We start from the raw sequence: 18,873 nt of genomic DNA on the forward strand, positions 1-18,873 counted from the left end.
ATGCGACAGTATTTCAGAATCATGCTCGGCCGGGGCAGTCGGCTTGCGTCGGAGTGTATCGAGGGAGGGTTCATCGGGGCGAATTATGAGGTCAAGCAGGATATCTCGGGCCGCCTGCCCGACGACGTGCGCAGCTTCAACACGCTCTGCGTTCCGATATTCCTGGAATCCCACCCCGGCAAATCCAAGGTCTCGGCAAGTCTATCCTGCGGTGCCCTGTGGACGGTATGCAAGGGGGCCAGGACAGGGGACGTGGTCCTTTGTCCCGATGGCGGCGGCAGGTATGTGGTCGGAGAATTCAACGGAGAGTACGAGTACCACCCCGGAGGCAACTTGCCGCACCGCCGCCCTGTGACATGGTACAAGGAACGGATCGACCGCGAGGACATGAGCCAGGCCCTGAAGAATTCCTGCGGGATCATCGGGACCGTGTGCAACATCACAAAATTCAAGGAGGAAATCGACAGGCTCCTTGAGACTTCTCCAGCCGCGCAATACGGGGTGAAGAATGAAATCGTGGAAGACCTGACCTGCTTTGCCCTGGAGAGGCATCTTGAAGATTTCCTTGTGGACAACTGGGAGCAGACCGAGCTTGGGAAGGATTACGACCTCGTCAAGGAGGATGGAGAGCTGGTGGGGCGGCAGTTTCAGACCGACACGGGAGCCATCGACCTGCTGGCCATCAGCAAGGACGGGAAAACCCTGCTCGTTGTCGAGCTGAAACGGGGCAGGGCAAGCGATGCGGCCGTCGGCCAGGTGCTCCGCTACATGGGTTTTGTGAGGGACGAGTTGGCCGAGGAGGGGCAGCAGACCAAAGGGACCATCATCGCCCTTGAAGACGACGCGAGAATCAGACGCGCCCTGGCCATTGTCCCGGACGTTGACTTTTACCGCTATCAGGTCAGCTTCAAGCTGCTGAAGGCGTAGCAGCGGGAGGGGCGGCGATAGCCCGCCGCGCTCCCGACTGCATCGGCGGCGTCAGGCGGGCGGGCTGTCCGCCCCCGGGCTCAGGGCTTCCTTCCCTCAACTCCCTTCACCAGTTCCTCAAAGTCCCGTTCGGCTTCGATTTCCGCCTGTTCCAGCTCCCGTTGCCTGCGGGCGTTGTCAAAGGTCCTGTACTCGCCGTGGGCGTGCTCCTCGGCCTGTAGGCGGGAGACGGTGCCCGCATTGGTCAGCACCTGCCACTCGTTGAACTCCAGGAAGCGGTCGGCTATCCCGACCCATTCCTGCATGGTGATGCGCTGGCGCTTTTCGGCGCGGTCTTCGGCGTGATCCAGGAACATGGTCACGAGCCGGTCCAGCCGCGAGAGTTCATCCTGTTGCAGGTAGTTCTTGGAGGTGAGCACGTCGCCTTTGCGGGCCACGGCTCCCTTGAAGCTGGTCAGGCCCATGTTGGGTGCGGCGGCATTGGCGCGCTCGACCACGATTTGCGCCGCTGTCTTGCCGGTGATGGCGTAGAGCATCTTGTTCTGGATGGTCTTGAAGAAATTGTGCGCGGTTTCCGAACTGCCGTCATAGTCGGCACTGGTTTGGGCGAACAGGTCCTTGATCTTTTGGTAAAAACGCTTTTCCGAGGCCCGGATTGCCCGGATGCGTTCAAGCAGTTCGTCGAAATGGTCCCAGCCGCCGGGGTTCATCAGCCGCTCGTCGTCCATGGTGAACCCCTTGACCATAAACTCCCGTAGACGCTGGGTGGCCCAGCGCCGGAACTGGACGCCCACGGACGAACGGACCCGGTAGCCCACCGCGATGATGGAGTCCAGGCTGTAGTGTTTGGTCAGGTATTCTTTTCCATCCGAGGCAGTTATTCGGAAATTCCTAATAACTGCCTCTTCAACAAGCTCCCTGTCTGCAAATATGTTCCTGAGGTGCTCGTTGATCGTGGGCACCGAGACCTGGAAAAGGTCGGCCATAAGCTTTTGGGTGAGCCAGGCCGTTTCATCCACGAAACGGACTTGCACACGGATGTTGCCGTCTGGGGCGGGGAAAAAGTCTATCCGGGACTGCGAGGCAGGCGTGTTGTCGTTCATGGGCTGTCCTTTTCGAGCTTGCTTGCCCGACCATAATACAGGCCGCCCCCCGCAACAACCCTGCACCGGAACAAGAAAAACCCCGAAGGCGCGAACCTCCGGGGTCTGTCCGGGACAATCGGTGTTCCCTCTTCTCTCCGCCTTCGGCTACCCCCGGTACCTTTCCTTGGCCTCCAGGCGTCGGGCGTGGAGGATGGGCTCGGTGTAGCCGCTGGGCTGGGCCGCGCCCTTGAAGATCAGGTCGCGGGCGGCCTGGAAGGCGATGCTGGTGTCGAAGTCGGCGGCCATGGGGCGGTAGGCCGGGTCGGCCTCGTTCTGGCGGTCCACCACGGCGGCCATGCGCTTGAGGGCGGCCATGACCTGATCGGGCGTGCAGACCTTGTGGCGCAGCCAGTTGGCAATATGCTGGCTTGAGATGCGCAGGGTGGCGCGGTCCTCCATCAGGCCCACATCATTGATGTCCGGCACCTTGGAGCAGCCGATGCCCTGGTCGATCCAGCGCACCACATAGCCCAGGATGGACTGGCAGTTGTTGGCCAGCTCGCGCTCCACCTCGGCCGCCGAGGGCCGGTCGGTCATCAGCGGCAGGGTCAGGAGCTGGTCGCGGCTGGCCCGGCGCTTGCCGATGAGCGCGTGTTGCCGGGCAAAGACATCCACCTCGTGGTAGTGCATGGCGTGCAGGGTGGCGGCCGTGGGCGAGGGCACCCAGGCGCAGTTGGCCCCGGCCAAGGGATGTGCGCCCTTGACGGCCACCATCTCGGCCAGCCGGTCCGGCTTGGCCCACATGCCCTTGCCGATCTGCGCCCGGCCGCTGAAGCCGCAGGCCAGGCCCACATCCACGTTCCAGTCCTCGTAGGCCAGAATCCAGGGCTGGCCCTTCATGGCCTCCTTGGGGACCACCGGCCCGGCCTCCATGCAGGTGTGGATCTCGTCGCCGGTCCGGTCCAGGAACCCGGTGTTGATGAAGATGACCCGGTCGGCGGCCCGGCGGATGCACTCCTTGAGATTGAGGGTGGTCCGCCGCTCCTCGTCCATGATGCCTATCTTCATGCACCCGGCGGGCAGGCCCAGGGCCTGCTCGGTGCGGGCGAAGAGCTCCACGGCAAAGGCAACCTCGGCTGGCCCGTGCATCTTGGGCTTGACGATGTGGATGGACCCGGCGCGGCTGTTGGTCAGCGGGCCGCGCCCCTTGAGATCGTGGGAGAAGATCAGGCCCGTGGCCATGGCGTCGAGCATGCCCTCGGGGACTTCCCTGCCCTCTTTGTCGAGCACGGCGGGCGTGGTCATGAGATGGCCCACATTGCGCACCAGCAGCAGGCTGCGGCCGGGCAGAACCAGCTCAGTGCCGTCCGGCCGAGTGTAGCGCCGGTCCGGGTTCATGGTCCGGGTCACGATCCGCTCGCCCTTGGAAAACGACGCCTCAAGGGTGCCCATGACCAGCCCGAGCATGTTGGCGTAGGCCAGGGCCTTGTCCTCGCCATCCACCACGGCCACCGAGTCTTCGCAGTCGAGGATGGTGGTCAGGGCGGCTTCGAGAACCACATCCCTGACCCCGGCGGGGTGGGCCTTGCCCACAGGGTGGGCGCGGTCGATGCACAGCTCGATGTGCAGGCCGTTGTTGACGAAGAGCAGCCGCGAGCCCTGGTCCGCGCTGCCCGCGAACCGCTCGGGGTGGCGCAGGGGGGTGGCATCGCCTCTGGCCAGCCGCGCCCGCAGGCCGTTCTCGCCCAGGGCGTATGCGGTCACATCGGCGTGGGAGCCCGAGGCCAGGGGAATGGCTGTGTCCAGGAGCCGGGCACAACAGGCAAAGACCTTGTCCCCGCGCACCGGGTTGTAGGCGCCGCCCCGCTCCGCGCCGTCTGCCTCGTCGATGACATCGCTGCCATAGAGGGCGTCGTAGAGGCTGCCCCAGCGGGCGTTGGCCGCATTGAGGGCATAGCGGGCGATGGTGACGGGCACCACCAGCTGCGGCCCGGCAATGGTGGCGATCTCCTGGTCCACGCCCTGGGTGGTGATGGCGAAGTCCCCGCCCTCGGGCCGCAGGTAGCCGATCTCCTCCAGAAATGTCCGGTAGGCCACGGGGTCGTGGGCATGGCCGGTCCGCTCACGATGCCAATTGTCGATGGCCTGTTGCAGGGCCTCGCGCCGTTCGAGCAGGGCCCGGTTCTCCGGGCCGAGGTCGGCCACCATGCGCTCAAGGCCGCCCCAGAAAGTTTGGGCGTCAAGGCCCGAGCCCGTCAGGGCAGACTCCATGGTCTCGAACAGGGGGCCGGCCACGGAAAGGCCGCCGACCTGGATTCTTTTTGTCATGCACATGGCTCCTTTGGGCTGTGGTCCGTCAATTTCGCATTACCGACAGGCCGCTCCCGCCTTCAGGGCTGGCAGGGCCGAGTCTACAGGCTAGCCTTCCCGGCCCGGAAGCGCAACGTCCGATCTCTGCGCACAGGTCAGTTGCGCCGCAATGGCGCATACGCGACGGAGACCGGCCGCAAGGGGACGGCACCAGCCCTGGCAGGGGCAAAGGGGAGCGTTGACAGAGGCCGGGCGGAAGCGAAGACAGGCGCTACTTGACCGCCACCCAGCTGCTGGCCATGGCCACCAGGGTCACGCCCCCGGCCAGCATGAGCATCTGCTCTGGCGGCAGAAAGGGGATGCGGATGAAAAAGGGCGCGAAGTCGAGGGCGTCAGCGGCCAGGGCGTGCGCTCCGGCCAACAGGCCGAGCCCGGCCGAGGCGCCCGCCAGCCCCTGGAGAAACCCGGAGGCGAGCAGCGGCCAGCGGATATAGGCCGGGCTGGCGCCCACCAGGGCGAGAATCTCGATCTCGTCCCGGCGCGTGAGCAGGGAGAGCTTGATGGTATTGTGGACCACCAGGGAGATGACCAGCCCGAGAAAGCCGAGCACGGGCCAGATGACGAGCTGCGACAGGGTCATCCAGCCCTGGGCGAGATCGGTCTGAAAGGGCGTGTAGTTGACCTTGTCCACCCCGGGCAGCTCCTTGAGCGAGGTGAGCAGCCGGGCGGCCCAGCCCTCTTCCTGGGCCTCGGGCGGCACGGCGAAGCGGACCAGGGCCGAATGGGGCAGGGGGTTGTCCCCGGCCAGCCAGGAGAAATCGCCGCTTTCGCCCAGGGTGGAGGCCAGCTCGGTCAGGGCGTCCTCCGGGGTGAATGTGGCGAACTCGGTCAGATGGTCCATGGCCCCGATGGCATCCCAGTCGGCGCGTACCGCGTCGCGGGACTGGCCGTGCTGCCAGTATGCCTGGAACTCCACCTGCCCCCGGCTCTTGAGCAGTTCGAGGTTGACGGTGTGAAAGCCGATGAGGATCAGGCCGGTGAGCAGCGTGACCATGGCCACGGCCACCATGGTCAGTAACTGGGCCACGGGATGGAGCCGGAAGTCGGCCAGCCCGCGCAGGGTCAGACGCAGAAACCGACCAATCATGCCCGGCCTCCGTCAGGGAAAAGGGCCTCGGGATCGGCCGCGTCGTCCGTGGGATCGCTGCCGGATGCCGCGTCCGGGCGCTGGCAGGGCTCGCCTCCGGGCGGCTGCTCCCCTTGGGCCATGGCCCGTCCGTCCTGCAGATGAAGGATGCGCGCCTCGGGCACGCAGTCGAGCACCTCGCGGCTGTGGGTGGCCATGATGATGGAGGTTCCGTAGGTGTTGAATTGCTTGAAGATGTCCATCAGGTGCATGGTCAGGTCAAAGTCCAGGTTGCCTGTGGGCTCGTCAGCCAGGATGAGTTCGGGGTTGGCCACCATGGACCGGGCGATGGCCACCCGCTGCTGCTCGCCGCCCGAGAGCCGCTCACAGGGGGAGTAGCTCTTGGTATCGAGCCCCAGGGCGCGGATCACGGCGCGTACCCGGCGCTCCAGGTGGGCCCTCGGCATGCCGCGCACCTCAAGGGCCATGGCCACGTTGTCGAACACGGTGCGCTGGGGCAGGATCTTGAAATCCTGAAAAACCACGCCCACCTTGCGCCGCAGGCCCGGAATATGGCGCTTCTTGAGCGAGTTGAGGGAGATTCCGGCCACCGAGGCGCGGCCCCGGGTCACGGGGAGGGCGCCGTAGAGCAGCTTGAGCAGGGTGGACTTGCCCGCCCCGGAGTGGCCCGTGAGAAACAGGAACTCCCCCTTGGCAAGGGTGAAGGAGATGTCCTTGAGCGCCCAATGCGCCCCGAAGCTGTACGACAAGCGCTCCACATTGACCATCATGCCCGGCAATGTACCCGGCCATGACGCAATTGTACAGCGCCGGGGGTCGCAAACAGGGGCAAACGCATCGCGGTATCGCCGGAGAGGGGACAATCCCCTCCTGCCCAAGGCGTTGTTCGGGCTTCGACGCCTTTACCCGGAAAAGCCGCCACGCCGCCCTTTACCTGTCCCGACCCAGCCTGCTACATTGCCCCACGGCCATCCTGCCGCCAGACTCAGCCCACGGGAACCTCACATGATAGACCTGCACACTCACTCCACCGCCTCGGACGGCACCCTGACCCCCACCGAACTGGTCAAACTGGCCAAGGACATCGGCCTGGACGCCATCGCCCTGACCGACCACGACACCCTGGCCGGACTCGACGAGGCCGAGGAGGCTGGCCGGGCTTGCGGCATTGAAGTCATCCGGGGGTGCGAGCTGAGCCTGGAGTCGCCCCGCGGCGCGGGCTGGCTGCACATGGTGGCCCTCTGGGTGCCCAGGCAGGCGGAGGAGCTGCAGGCCGCCTTTGACTGGGTCATCGAGGGGCGGCGCATCCGCAATCACGAGATCGTGGCCAAGCTGCGCTCCCTCGGGGTGAACATCACTTACGAGGCCGTGGCCGCCAGGGCGGGCGGCACCATCGGCCGCCCTCACTTCGCCCAGGAGATGTTGGCCCTTGGCGTGGTCTCCAGCCTGGACGAAGCCTTCAAGGTCTGGCTGGGCGACCGGGGCCGCGCCTATGTGCCCAAGCGCAAGCTCAAGCCCGCCGATGCCCTGGCCATCCTCGGCCGGGCCGGAGCCACCAGCATCCTGGCCCATCCCTTCATTCTCGGCCTGGACCTGCCGGGCACGGAAACCCTGGTACGCGAGCTGCAAGCCCAGGGACTTGACGGCATTGAGGTCTACTACTCCGAGCACGACGACGCTGCCACCAGAGCCTACAAGGCCATGGCCGAGCGCCTGGGCCTGCTTGCCAGCGGCGGCTCGGACTTCCACGGGGCTGTCAAGCCGAGAATCCAGCTGGGCCGGGGCAAGGGCGGCCTGCATGTCTCCACCGCCCTGCTCGACGCCATGAAGGCCCATCGCCGCGAACGCGGCCTGCCGGTATAGCCGCAGGCCCCGCTGCCGACAGGCGTTTCATCATTGCCGACGACTTATCGGCAAGGTCACGATTATGCCGTGCAACACCGTTTTTTCGGTGACTCTTCCTGTCTTCCGGGGGTCGCTCCAGGCAGCCGGGGCGGTTCATTGTGCGCAGGCTTGTCAAAGCCCGCGGTTTTCGTAGGTCGGTTTTCCCAATTTTGAGACGGCGAGGAGACGACACTGCCGCAATCAGCGAATGACAATCGACACCCTTCCTTACAATAAATATTCGACACGCCTACCCTACGGACATCGTGCTTTCTTTTCCGCGCAATCCGGTATAATGATTTTGGTAGAGATTTCTTTCCGGGGAGGATACCCCTCATGCTGGCCAAACATTTCTTCCTGCTGTTCCTTGGATGCATGGCGCTGATCCCCACTTCGTCTTTTGGCAGCGACACGGTGACCATTACAATCAATAAGCAGGCCTTTGAGGAATACCAACGATTGATGGCCGTGTTCGACAACGACCCACTCAAGGTCGACCGTATCCCCTCGGAATTCAATCACCGGAGCACAATTGACGCCATCATTCTCACCAAGGCTCTAAAGCTGGGCGGACTCGACAGCCCGCCCGAATTCATTCCTGTTACCAATGCCCGGCGGGAAACCGAGGAAGTTGCGGCGGGAAGGGCCGTCATGGCCGCTCATCAACTCAACTACCGCACCGTGGATGTGCCGGAGTATAAGAATGTCTTCTACATGAGCGCCCCCATCGCCCGCCATGGCGAATTCGTTAAGGGATTCTTCTGCCTACAGACCAACGAACAACTTCTGCAGGCCACCTCGGCCCAAGATATCAACCGCATGACGGGCATCATCGGCCAGCACTGGGACAACGACGCCGCAGTTCTGAAGGACATGGGCATCACCAACGTCATCAGGGCTCCCACAATAGAATCCATGGTCAAGATGGTCAGTGCGGGAAGGGCCGACTGGATTCCCCTGGAGTTTCCCGACAACGATCGCCTGGAAATAACTCTCTTCGCCTACAGATTGGTGCCCGTGCCGGGGATCAAGTTCTCCCTGATCGAAAGCCGACACTTCCTGGTCTCGAAAAAACATCCCTTGGGCAAGAAGGCTTTCGAAGCTCTGCAAAAGGGGATCAAGGGACTGCGCAAAAAGGGCTTCATTGAGCAGGCCCTGATCGCAGCCGGTTTCTTCAACCCTCGGACCAAATCATGGAAAACGCTCAACCAGGATGCCTTGGACCAAGGCAGACCGGCAGCGAAAGAATAGCGCAAAGAGAGGTGCGGTCCAACCAACAACCACTCAATCGAACATCTAAAGACAATCATTCCGGTGACTTTCTATTGGGGTGACTGGAGATTGTATCAACGTCCGGCCTTCAATCCGACAACGATGGAAACCCAGCTCACGCAGAAAACGCTCAATGCGCTACTGCTTTTGCATTGTTTCCACCCCTGCTACAACGCCTCAAATCTCTTGGGTCCATCGGAATTTTTGTTCCACTTGGTGGCATGAGCCCTTCAGCCTTATCTTCTCGCCCGACCCGCCGCCCGCGCAGGAAGACCCTATTTCCCCGAAGGAGGGTCGCGTCGTGTTCGCGGTCGGACCTGAGCGCAAGAATGTGGTGGACCATGTCGGAAAACAGATCGATGGGGTGGTGGCTGATAACCAGGAGTTGCAGGCCGAGGCGGTCGGCTATCTCGGCGATGAGCTTCATGAGTTTTGGGACAGGGGCGACCTGATCCAGCAGTCCTGTTCATCAAGCCCAGGAAGGGCGGTGCGCCTCGGGCGCAAGCTGGGACAGGGCGATATGACGGAGCTCCACGTCTTCTCCATCATCGCGCTCATTGTCATGTCGCGCCGCGCCGCCTATCCCAAGGAGCTGCTGATTCCCTTCAGGAAGAGCGAAAGGCTGGGATTTTCCGAGGGGCTTCCCGGCAGCGGGATCAGCCCATCTCGGGCTCGGTGCGCCAGGCAAAGAGGGGATTGAGGGGACGCATGTTGACAAAATCAACGCGCACCGCGCCAAAGGCTCCCACAAAGGGGGGATAGAGGGCACAATTGACGGCCCGGCAGACACGGCCCTGACGCCAGGTTCCGCTCGGGCCGGGAAGCACCGAGCGGGCCAGGGTGGGCCGGAATCCGGTGGCCCTGCGGATCATATCCTGGATTTCGCACCAGGTGTACCAGGTCCCGGAGTCCAGGGTGGACCCGGTGTTGCGCACGTTCATGGCGTAGTAGAGGGAGTTTTTGTTGAGAAATCCCAACAGGATGCCCTTTTCCGCCAGCCGGGCGGCCTCTGTCAGCATGGCTTCGGGCTCGTCGGCGAACTCAAGGGCGGACCAGATCATGGCGTAGTCGAACTCGTTGTCCCCGTAGGGGGTCAGTTCCCCGTCGCCCAGGTGCAGCTCGGCCCGCTTGCCCAGCCGCTTGCGGGCGGCCATGATCATTTCCGGGCTGCTGTCCAGGCCGGTGACATCGAAACCCATCTGGTAGAGCATTTCCAGCATCAGCCCGGTGCCACAGCCCAGTTCGACCAGCTTGTGGCCGCGCCGGGGCCACCCCGCAAGCACGGCCTGGAGCAGCCGCGTCTCGCAGTCGAGGGCAAAGCGCCCCTCGGGCGTGTCGAACCATTGCTCGTAGCGTTCCGGGTCCCAACCCATGCCCACTCCTTCAGACTCCGCGGCACCGGCCTCGGGGCCGGCCCGTTGCGCTGCGGCACGCCCCCAACGGCCCGACAGGCGGGCCAGGGAGACGGACCGGATCAGTCTATTTGTATCCGATACGCCTTGAGCTTGCGGTACAGGGAGCTGCGCTCCAGGCCCACGGCTTTGGCCAGTTGCGTAATATTGCCGTCAAAGTCGCGCAACTTCGCTTCCAGAAACCGCGCCTCAAACTCGGCCCGGGCCTGCTTGAGGTCGGTCGGCGCCCCGGCCACGAGGTCGTCCAGCGACCCCCTGTCGGCCTCGTTCGCCTCTGCGCCTCCCCTGGCCGGGGTCCGCGGCTGGCGGCCGCCGGAAAACTCCGGGGGCAGTCTGTCGCGGGTCACGGTTCCGCCAGCGTGCAGGATGAACATCCGCTCCACGAAATTCTTGAGTTCGCGCACGTTGCCGGGCCAGGGGTGGGCCACAAGCACCTCCATGGCCCCGTCGTCAAAGGCGATGGGCTTGAACCCGTGCTGCCGCACCAGGGTGGCGATGAAATCCCTGATGAGCAGGGGGATGTCCTCGGTGCGCTCGCGCAGAGGCGGCACTTCCAGGGGAAAGACCTTGAGCCGGTAATACAGATCCTCTCGAAAGGCACCCGCCTCTATTTCGCGCAGCAGGTCCTTGTTGGTGGCCGCGATGACGCGCACGTCCACGGTGATGGTCTTGCGTCCGCCCACATGCTCGAAGGACTGTTCCTGAAGGATGCGCAATATCTTGGCCTGGGTCTTCAGGCTCATGTCGCCGATCTCGTCGAGGAAAAGGATGCCGCCGTCGGCCAGCTCGAACTTGCCTGCCTGGGCCTTGTCCGCGCCGGTAAAGGCCCCTTTTTCATGACCGAAAAGCTCGCTCTCGATGAGTTCCTCGGGAATGGCCGCGCAGTTGACCGCCACCAGGGGCTTGTGCCGACGGCTCGATTGGTGGTGAATGGAGCGGGCCACTATCTCCTTGCCGGTGCCGTTCTCACCAGTGATGAGCACCCAGGCGTCGGTGGGCGCCACCCGCGAGATGACATCGTTGAGGGAGACGATGGCCTCGGATCGGCCCGTGAGCACCACGGGCTGCTCGGAAGAGATGCGGGTCCTGAGGGCGAGGTTTTCCTGACGCAGACGGGAAAACTCCAGGGCATTGCGGGCGGTCACCACCACCTTCTCCAGGGAGAGGGGCTTCTCGATGAAGTCAAAGGCCCCCTTCTTGAGCGCCTTGACCGCGGTTTCGATGGTCCCGTGGCCCGAGATCATGATTACCGGCAGCCCCTCGTGATCGCGGGCAATGGCGTCGAGGACGGCCAGGCCGTCCATGCCGGGCAGCCAGATATCCAGAAAGACCATGTCCGGGGTCGCCGCGCCAAGCCGTTCGAGGCCCTGCTCGCCGGACTCCGCCTCGGCCACCTCGTGGCCGTCGTCCTCAAGGATGCCGCGCAGGGAGAAGCGGATGCCCTCCTCGTCGTCGATGATCAGTATCCTGCCGCCCATCAAAGCTCCTTGGGTGATAATTGCCACGGCCAGACCGGGACGCCCTCCCCTCATACCGGAGCGGGACGATTCCTTCAAGCCGGACCGCCCCGGCTCAGACGGTTGGCCTTGCCACGGCCAGCAGGTCGGCCAGCGTCTCCTCAAGGTCGGGATGCCGGAACACATAGCCCGCCTCGGTCAGCCGGGTCGGCAGGGCCAGCTGGCCCGAAAGCAGCACCTCGTCGGCCATCTCGCCAAACAGCAGGCGCAGGGCAAAGGCAGGGGCATTGAGCCGGTAGGGTCGTCCCAGGGTCTGGCCAAGAATGCGGGCGAACTTGCGAAATCGAACCGGCGTAGGCGCGGTCAGGTTGTATGCGCCCCGGGCCTCCTTGTTTTCCATGAGAAAGCGGATGGCTCCCACCTCGTCTTCCAGATGGACCCACGACACCCCCTGGTACCCGGAGCCGGGCGGCCCGCCCAGGAAATACCGAAATGGCGGCAGCATCCTGGCCAGGGCGCCGCCATGCCCGAGGACCATGCCCGTTCGCACGACGACCCGTCGTACGCCCATGGCTTCCACCTCGGCCGAGGATGCTTCCCAGGCGCGGCAGACCTCCGCCAGATAGCCGCTGCCCGACTCCGCGCCCTCGTCCACCGGGTCGTTGCCTCGCGGGCCGTAGTAGCCCACGGCCGACGCCTGGACAAACACGCCGGGCTTGGCCGAGGCCTCGCCCACCGCCTTTACCAGGGAGCGGCCCGCATTGACGCGGCTTTCGAGAATCCTGCGCTTGACCTCCCCGGTCCAGCGCCCGGCAGCGATGTTCTCCCCCGCCAGATTAACCACCGCCGTGTCCGGCCCCAGCAGCTCGAGCCAGCCGGAGCCGTCCCAGCGCATGCCGATGACCCCGTGCCCGAAGACCTCGGCCACCTTGCCCGGCGAACGCGAGAGGACAACGATATCCCACCCCGCGTCGCGTAACGCGACCACCAGCGCCTGCCCAATGAAGCCGGTTCCCCCGGCGATGATTGCCCGCATGCGGCCTCCTGTGCGGTTCATGGGTCCACCATTCCCAGGTATCCGGCCTCCACGATTACCATGCCTTGACGCCTTGCGCCACAGTCTTCGCCGGATTTTCGGGGCAATGCGGCCGGGACCGGCCTGAGATCAGTCCAGGGAATCGAGATCCCAGGGCTGGCGGATGAACATGCCGGGCTTGATCTCGGGATGATCGCAGATGAGCAGCGCCCGCTGCCCCGGATGGGCGGTGGTCAGCCCCACGCCCAGGTCGTTCTCCACGCCGTAGTCCTCGGCTGCGATGCGCGGCCGGATAAGGCCGGGAATGAGCAGCTCCATGTCCTGCCCCGTCTGCCAGCGCGACTTGGTCTGAACTTGCCAGCGCCCCTCCCCGGCTTGCTCAAGGACGCGGGCGAGGACGGCTCGCTTTTCGCCCTCTTCGGGCGGCAGGGCGATGGCGGCCCGGCGCTCGGGGTCGAAAAAGCCGGTGGTCAGGGGGCGCGAGGCGGCGTTGACCAGCTCGGAGAGGTATTTTTCGGGGGCGAAACTCCCGGCGGCGATGTCGCGCAGGGCGGTCTTGTAGGCATCCACCACCTGGGCGAGATACGCGCTGCTCTTGGTCCTCCCCTCAATCTTGAGCGAGGCCACGCGCATACGGGCGAACCACTCGAGATAGTGGATCAGGCAGAGGTCCTGGGCCGCGAAAAAGGCGGACCAGCCGCCCGTGTCGTGGGCCAGGGAAAGGGCCGGATCAGCAGGCCTCTCAGGGCAGGGTTCGTCATCGCCCAGAGGCTCGAAGGCGAAATCGTCCTCGGCCCGCTCAAAGGTGAACTCCTCACCCGCGCCGTACTCGCGCACCTCCCACATGGGCTCCCCTGGACGGGTGCGCTCTTCGAAGGTCACGGACAGAGGGCGGTACTCGTAGCGACAGGGATGGGAACACTGGCCGAGGTTGCCCGGCCGGTCGCTCTGCAGGGCCGAGAGATAGCAGCGGCCGGAAACGGCCATGCACATGGCCCCGTGCACAAAGACCTCAAGCTCCATGGTCGGCAGCTGCTTGCGGGCGATGGCCAGCATCTCCAGCAGTTCCTGGGCGCGCAACTCGCGGGCCACGTTGACCCGTCTGGCCCCGCACTCGCGCCAGAAACGCACGGCCTCGGAATTGGAGGTGTTGGCCTGGGTGGAGATGTGCACCGGGATTTCCGGCAACTGGCGGCGCAGCAGGCGGACCACACCGGGGTCGGCTGCGATGACCCCGTCGGGCTTCAGCTCGCCGAGCCGGTCGATGACGCGGTGCACCTCGGGCATCATGCTCTCGCGGGGGTAGACATTGAGGGTGAAGTAAGCCTTGACCTTGGCCGCCCGCGCCTTGGCCAGCCCCTCGGTCAGCCCCTGGTCGGAGAACCCCCCCGCCCCGGAGCGCAGGTTGAGGCCGTCGCCGCCGAGATAGACCGCGTCCGCGCCGTAGAGGATGGCGGTTTCGAGTTTTTCCATGTCCCCGGCCGGGGCGAGCAGTTCGGGCAGGCGGTTGGTGTCGGCCATGGATTTCCCTGGGCGGCGCTGAAGGTGATTGTGGGGTTACGACCCAGGATGATACAGCAAAGCGCGCTGCCGCGCCAGCCGCAATATGCCGGGGCGCAAGCAGGAAGTTGCGGTCATGGGCATGCCGCCCTCAAGCAGGGTTCCGGTCCGACCCGGCCGCGATGGCCTGGTCAACGCGCCGGAGCAGGAGGCGCAGCAGATACAGGCCGAGCAGGCCCGAGGCCATTTGGGAGACGGTGTGGCTCAGGTAAACACCCTCCCCGCCCAGAAGATGGCCGAAGAGGAAGGCCAGGGGCAGCCGCAGGGCCAGCAGCCGCACAGAGCCGAGGAGCAGGGAATAACCCGGCCGCCTCGCCCCCTGGGCCACGCCCAGAATCGCCAGCTCCACCGGGGCCAGCGCCATGCCGAACAGGGCCAGCCGGAAGGCGTGGGAGGACAAAGAGGCCACCTCGGGGCCGGGATTGAACAGAGCGAAGATTTCGTGGGAAAAGACGGCAAGCAGCACGCCCGCCGGGACAAGGACCGCATAGCAGGCGCGGACGCACAGCCGCACGGCCTCGCGGATGCGGCCCCTGTTGCCCTGGCCCATGTTGAAGCCCACAAAGGGAATCAGGGCGCAGCTCAGGCCGTAGATGGGCAGGATGAGCATCTGTTCCATGCGCGAGGAAAGGTTCCACGCGCCCACAAAGGCCGGGCCGAAACCGGCCAGCACATAGTTGAGGCCAGCCGTGGACACCGGAATGATGAGCATGGTCAGGCTCACCGGAAACCCCAACCGCACCATGCCGCCCCACTGCCCGACGCTGTCGCGGCCCCGGGCCAGGGTGGGCCGATCCATGCCGCGCCGGCCAAGGACGACGAAGAGAATGGCCCCGGTCACGGCCCATCCGACAAGGGAGGCCAGCGAGGCCCCGGCAATGCCCATCTTGCAGGAGAAGATCAGCAGCGGATCAAGCGCCAGGTTGACCACGTTGCCCGCGATCATGGCCAGCATGGGCGTGCGCGAGTCGCCGTGGCTCAGAAAGACCGACTCGCAGAGCATGGCAAAACCCATGACCGGAAAGGTCCAGGCCAGCCAGAAGACGAATTGCTCCGCAGCGGCCAGCACCTCACCGTCCACGCCGAAGAGGCCGAAAAGCGGTTGGTTCAGGGCCGGAAGTGCCAGGAGGCAAAAGGGGGTAAGCACCAGCAGGGCCAGAGGCAGCGAGGCCCTGGCCACGTCTCCGGCACCGCGCTGGTCGCCCGCGCCCCGAGCGTGGCTCATGAGGGCCGTGGCCCCCACGGCCAGCCCCTTGCACAGCGAGAGCGCCACATAAAACAGCGGCACGGACAGGGAAAGGGCGGCCAGCTCGGCCGTGCCCAGCCAGGACACGAAGACCGTGTCCACCAGGGCGTAGAGGTTCTGGAAAAACATGGAGACCATGGCCGGGCCGCCGAGCCGCAGCAGCACGGAAAGCACCCTCCCCTGGCCCATGTTCACGGGCGCGGGACTCAAGGGCGTGTCCTCCCGGCAAAAATCCCCGGAGCGTGAGAGGCGGATGGAAGCAATGCCTGCATGGATGGTCCCGTTGTTTCGCCGCTAGCTACCCCACACCGCCCATCCGCGCAAGGGGCTTGTGCCCTCCCGGACCGGGCCGCAATCAGTCGGCATCGATTCAGCTCATAGATTCTGTCTATACCAATGCGGTGCCAAACCGCAGGAAATCGATTTGTCATTGCCACGCCCATCCCCTACAGAATCAAAAGGATAATCTCCGTGCCGCCAGGGGGCAGGCGACGCGGGCAAACCGTGCGAGGGGGACCATGAAGACATTCTTTTCTTCCAGGGCGGGCATCATCGCCGTTGGGGTGGCCATCGGCGTACTCGCGCCGCTGCTGCAATACTGGGGCAATCCCGGCAACATGGGCATCTGCGTGGCCTGCTTCGAGCGCGACATCACCGGGGCGCTGGGGCTGCACCGGGCCGAGGTGGTCCAGTACATCCGGCCTGAGATCATCGGATTCGTCCTCGGCTCGCTCCTGGCCGCTCTGGTCTTTCGCGACTTCCGTCCCAGGGCCGGGTCCGCGCCCGTGGCCCGCTTCGTCCTGGGAGCGTTCGCCATGATCGGCGCCCTGGTTTTCCTGGGCTGCCCGTGGCGGGCCATCCTGCGTCTGGCTGGCGGCGACCTGAGCGCGGTCTTTGGCATCCTCGGCCTTGTGGCGGGCATTTTCATCGGCACGATCTTTTTCCGCAAGGGCTACACCCTGGGCCGCGCCCAGAAGACGTACCCCTCGGTGGGGCTCATATTGCCCCTGTGCATGGCGGGACTGCTGGCCATGATGCTCGCCTCGCCCCAGGTGCAGGGCGAACTGAAGAGCGGCGTACTCTTCTACAGCGTCAAGGGCCCCGGAGCCATGCACGCCCCCCTGCTCATCTCCCTGCTGGTGGGCTTGTTCGTGGGCTTCATCGCCCAGCGCAGCCGGTTCTGCACCATGGGAGCGTTCCGCGACGTGATCCTGTTCAAACAGTCGCACCTGCTCCTGGGCGTGGTCGCGCTGCTGGTGGCCGCCTCGGTGGTCAATGCGCTGCTGGGGCAGGTCAAGGTGGGTTTCGAGGGCCAGCCCGTGGCCCACACCCAGCAGGTCTGGAACTTTGCCGGAATGCTGCTGGCCGGATGGAGCTTCGCCCTTGCGGGCGGCTGCCCTGGCCGACAGCTCTTCCTGGCCGGAGAGGGCGACGGCGATGCCGCGGTCTTTGTCTTCGGCATGATCGCGGGCGCGGCCTTTGCCCACAACTTCGGGCTGGCCAGCTCCCCGGCCGGGGTCGGCCCCCACGGCATTCTGGCCGTCTTCATCGGCCTGGCCGTATGCCTCTACTTTGGCCTGACCATGCGTGCGAAGAGCTAAGGAGAAATGATCATGAGCAAAACAGTTGACGCACGCGGGCTCTCATGCCCCCAGCCGGTTCTGGAGGCCCTCAACGCCATCGCGGCCATGAGCAGCGGCACTCTGGTCGTCCTGGTGGACACCGAGGCGTCCAAGGAAAACGTCTGCCGCGCCGTGGAGGCCAAGGGGTGGACCCTTGACTCCGTGTCCGAGGACAGGGGCGAATACCGCATCGCCATCAGCAAGGGGTAGCCTTGGGCCTTTTCTCGTTCCTGAAACAACGGACCTCCGGTCAGGACCCGGCCAGGGCTGACCGGGGGTTGCTCCTTTTCGAGAACACCAGCGAGGTCATCCGGGCCGAAAAGATCCTGCGGGCCGCAGGCTTTGCGGTGGCGGTCAAAGGGCCGCCGCCCGAGGTGCGTACCGGCTGCGATCTGGCGGTGGAGTATCCCCTCATCGAGGGGCTGAACATCCTGCGCCGCCTGGAAGAGGCCAAAGTGCCGCCGCTGGACGCCATTCCCGTGACCGGGCCGCTGCTCACCCCGGTGGACCTCTATCATGTCAAGGACTTCGGCGACCACCTCATGGTCCGGGCCGCCAACATGAAAATCACCGTGGACAAGCGCACGGGCGTCATCGTCAACGTCTCGGGCGGAGGCTGCCCGGACGTGCCCTGGCTGGCCGCCCGTCTCATCGGACAAAGGCTGGACGAGGCCCCCTCCCCACGCGAGACGGGCCACACCCTGTGCGGCTATGCCCTGGGGCTGGCCTTTGAGGAGATGAAGCGACAATGCTTGCCATCGTAGGCACTGTACCGGACCCGTCCCTGCCTGTCGTGGAAGGCTCGGCTGTTCTTGACGGCGACGCGCTGACGACAGCCGGAAGGCGCATCCCCGCGGACCGGGGCACCCCTGCCCTCCTGGCCGCGGCCTGCGCCGCCAGCGCCACTCTGGACCTGCCCGCGCCCCACGCCTTTCTCGTGGGCGACCAGGGCCAGGGCCACGGCAGCCGCGCCCTCTTTGCCCACCTGACCGACACCCTGCCCGACCGGCACATCGCCACCCTGGTCTTCCACTACCTGATGCCCGATGTCATGTGGCACGACAAGGTCCTCTTCGCAGTGGAGGCCATGGCCGTCCGGCCCAGGCTCATCGCGGACGCGGGCTTCATGTACGCGGCCAAGATGAGCGGGCAGGCCCCGGCCTACGACCTCTTCACCCCGGACGCCGGGGAGCTGGCCTTTCTGGCCGACGAGTCCGCGCCACACCCCTTCTACACCAGGGGCTTCATCCTGCACGGAGACAACGACGTGCCCGACCTCATTCGGCGGGCTTACCGCGGAGGCAACGCGGCCCGCTGCCTGTTGGTCAAGGGGAGCGTGGACCGCGTGGCAGACCAGGGCGGCGTTCTCCACACCGTGGACAGCCCGTGCGAAGAGGCCATGGAGGCCATGGGCGGCACCGGAGACACCGTGGCGGGCATCGCCGCCGCCCTGGTGCAGGCCGGACATGCCGTGGCCCCCGCCGCGCACCTGGCGGCCAGGGCCAACCGGCTGGCCGGACAACTGGCCCGGCCCAACCCGGGCTCGCGGATCATCGAGATCATCGCCCACATCCCCCAGGCTCTCAGGCAGGCCATGAACGGGGTCGGCCAATGACCGCCCCCCGGCCAGCCATCACCGCGTCCATGACCCTGCTGGACACGGTCCACGCCCACCCGGAGACAGAGGCCGTGTTCCGCTCCCGCGACCAGGAGGCCGGCGTCTGCCTGCTCTGCGCCGCCCTCTTCGAGAGCATCGGCACCATGGCCGTCATGTATGGGCTTAACCTGAGCGCCCTGCTCGCGGACCTGAACCGGGCCATCGCCCGGACCGATAGCCAGGGCTGAACCCCTGTCCCGTCCGCAAACGAAGATCGGGACTCCGGCAACAGCCCGGAATCCCGATCTTTACAATCAA

18 protein-coding genes are annotated in these 18,873 nt (G+C 65.3%); 9 read left to right on the forward strand and 9 right to left on the reverse strand.

Features of this window, described 5'->3' with window-relative positions; genetic code table 11:
* Nucleotides 1-927, forward strand: a complete 927-nt coding sequence (locus GKC30_RS06850; RefSeq protein WP_155933389.1) for an endonuclease NucS domain-containing protein — start codon at nucleotides 1-3, stop codon at nucleotides 925-927.
* Between the two features lie 80 nt (nucleotides 928-1,007).
* Here the strand turns inward: GKC30_RS06850 and GKC30_RS06855 are convergent, their stop codons facing one another.
* From GKC30_RS06855 to ftsE, 4 genes are all read right to left on the reverse strand, one after another.
* Entirely contained in the window at nucleotides 1,008-2,030 is a 1,023-nt protein-coding gene (locus GKC30_RS06855) for a virulence RhuM family protein (RefSeq protein ID WP_155933391.1), read from the reverse strand.
* Between the two features lie 147 nt (nucleotides 2,031-2,177).
* Nucleotides 2,178-4,340: a malate synthase G gene (locus GKC30_RS06860; RefSeq protein WP_155933393.1), complete on the reverse strand. Its 2,163-nt coding sequence runs from the start codon at nucleotides 4,338-4,340 to the stop codon at nucleotides 2,178-2,180.
* A 253-nt stretch (nucleotides 4,341-4,593) separates the two neighbouring features.
* Nucleotides 4,594-5,469 (reverse strand): cell division protein FtsX, encoded by an 876-nt coding sequence (locus GKC30_RS06865; RefSeq protein WP_155933395.1) that lies wholly within the window; start codon nucleotides 5,467-5,469, stop codon nucleotides 4,594-4,596.
* On the reverse strand, nucleotides 5,466-6,236 hold the full coding sequence (gene ftsE / locus GKC30_RS06870; protein WP_155933518.1) for a cell division ATP-binding protein FtsE: 771 nt from the start codon (nucleotides 6,234-6,236) through the stop codon (nucleotides 5,466-5,468). The genes GKC30_RS06865 and ftsE overlap by 4 nt, the downstream gene beginning before the upstream one ends.
* Nucleotides 6,237-6,474: 238 nt before the next feature.
* On the opposite strand from ftsE, the gene GKC30_RS06875 reads away from it, so the two are divergent.
* From GKC30_RS06875 to GKC30_RS15260, 3 genes are all read left to right on the forward strand, one after another.
* Nucleotides 6,475-7,332: a PHP domain-containing protein gene (locus tag GKC30_RS06875; protein ID WP_155933397.1), complete on the forward strand. Its 858-nt coding sequence runs from the start codon at nucleotides 6,475-6,477 to the stop codon at nucleotides 7,330-7,332.
* A gap of 357 nt (nucleotides 7,333-7,689) precedes the next feature.
* The gene (locus GKC30_RS06880) at nucleotides 7,690-8,604 is read left to right on the forward strand and encodes a hypothetical protein (RefSeq protein ID WP_196772832.1); all 915 of its coding nucleotides are present in this window, start codon (nucleotides 7,690-7,692) and stop codon (nucleotides 8,602-8,604) included.
* Nucleotides 8,605-8,926: 322 nt separating this feature from the next.
* Nucleotides 8,927-9,325, forward strand: coding sequence for a hypothetical protein (locus GKC30_RS15260; RefSeq protein ID WP_155933401.1), 399 nt, complete (start codon nucleotides 8,927-8,929; stop codon nucleotides 9,323-9,325).
* On the opposite strand, the gene GKC30_RS06890 is transcribed toward GKC30_RS15260, so the two are convergent.
* From GKC30_RS06890 to GKC30_RS06910, 5 genes are all read right to left on the reverse strand, one after another.
* A complete protein-coding gene (locus GKC30_RS06890) occupies nucleotides 9,282-9,998 on the reverse strand; it encodes a class I SAM-dependent methyltransferase (RefSeq protein ID WP_155933403.1) in 717 nt (238 codons plus the stop codon). The genes GKC30_RS15260 and GKC30_RS06890 overlap by 44 nt on opposite strands.
* 101 nt (nucleotides 9,999-10,099) lie before the next feature.
* Nucleotides 10,100-11,515 (reverse strand): sigma-54-dependent transcriptional regulator, encoded by a 1,416-nt coding sequence (locus GKC30_RS06895; RefSeq protein ID WP_155933405.1) that lies wholly within the window; start codon nucleotides 11,513-11,515, stop codon nucleotides 10,100-10,102.
* Nucleotides 11,516-11,609: 94 nt separating this feature from the next.
* Nucleotides 11,610-12,530, reverse strand: coding sequence for a TIGR01777 family oxidoreductase (locus tag GKC30_RS06900; protein WP_155933407.1), 921 nt, complete (start codon nucleotides 12,528-12,530; stop codon nucleotides 11,610-11,612).
* A gap of 129 nt (nucleotides 12,531-12,659) precedes the next feature.
* Entirely contained in the window at nucleotides 12,660-14,051 is a 1,392-nt protein-coding gene (locus GKC30_RS06905; RefSeq protein WP_155933409.1) for a peptidase U32 family protein, read from the reverse strand.
* Nucleotides 14,052-14,181: 130 nt separating this feature from the next.
* Entirely contained in the window at nucleotides 14,182-15,546 is a 1,365-nt protein-coding gene (locus tag GKC30_RS06910) for an MATE family efflux transporter (protein WP_155933411.1), read from the reverse strand.
* 191 nt (nucleotides 15,547-15,737) lie between these two features.
* On the opposite strand from GKC30_RS06910, the gene yedE reads away from it, so the two are divergent.
* The 5 genes from yedE to GKC30_RS06935 are packed head-to-tail and all read left to right on the forward strand — an operon-like array spanning nucleotide 15,738 to nucleotide 18,803.
* Nucleotides 15,738-16,937, forward strand: coding sequence for a YedE family putative selenium transporter (yedE, locus tag GKC30_RS06915; RefSeq protein WP_367614015.1), 1,200 nt, complete (start codon nucleotides 15,738-15,740; stop codon nucleotides 16,935-16,937).
* 12 nt (nucleotides 16,938-16,949) lie between these two features.
* On the forward strand, nucleotides 16,950-17,168 hold the full coding sequence (locus GKC30_RS06920; protein WP_155933414.1) for a sulfurtransferase TusA family protein: 219 nt from the start codon (nucleotides 16,950-16,952) through the stop codon (nucleotides 17,166-17,168).
* Nucleotides 17,169-17,170: 2 nt separating this feature from the next.
* Entirely contained in the window at nucleotides 17,171-17,722 is a 552-nt protein-coding gene (locus tag GKC30_RS06925; RefSeq protein WP_155933417.1) for a putative Se/S carrier protein, read from the forward strand.
* The gene (locus tag GKC30_RS06930; RefSeq protein WP_155933419.1) at nucleotides 17,707-18,573 is read left to right on the forward strand and encodes an NAD(P)H-hydrate dehydratase; all 867 of its coding nucleotides are present in this window, start codon (nucleotides 17,707-17,709) and stop codon (nucleotides 18,571-18,573) included. The genes GKC30_RS06925 and GKC30_RS06930 overlap by 16 nt, the downstream gene beginning before the upstream one ends.
* Nucleotides 18,570-18,803 (forward strand): hypothetical protein, encoded by a 234-nt coding sequence (locus GKC30_RS06935; RefSeq protein WP_155933421.1) that lies wholly within the window; start codon nucleotides 18,570-18,572, stop codon nucleotides 18,801-18,803. The genes GKC30_RS06930 and GKC30_RS06935 overlap by 4 nt, the downstream gene beginning before the upstream one ends.
* The last annotated feature ends 70 nt before the right edge of the window (nucleotides 18,804-18,873 follow it).

This window comes from Pseudodesulfovibrio alkaliphilus, from assembly GCF_009729555.1.
GTDB classification, from domain to species: Bacteria; Desulfobacterota; Desulfovibrionia; order Desulfovibrionales; family Desulfovibrionaceae; genus Pseudodesulfovibrio; species Pseudodesulfovibrio alkaliphilus.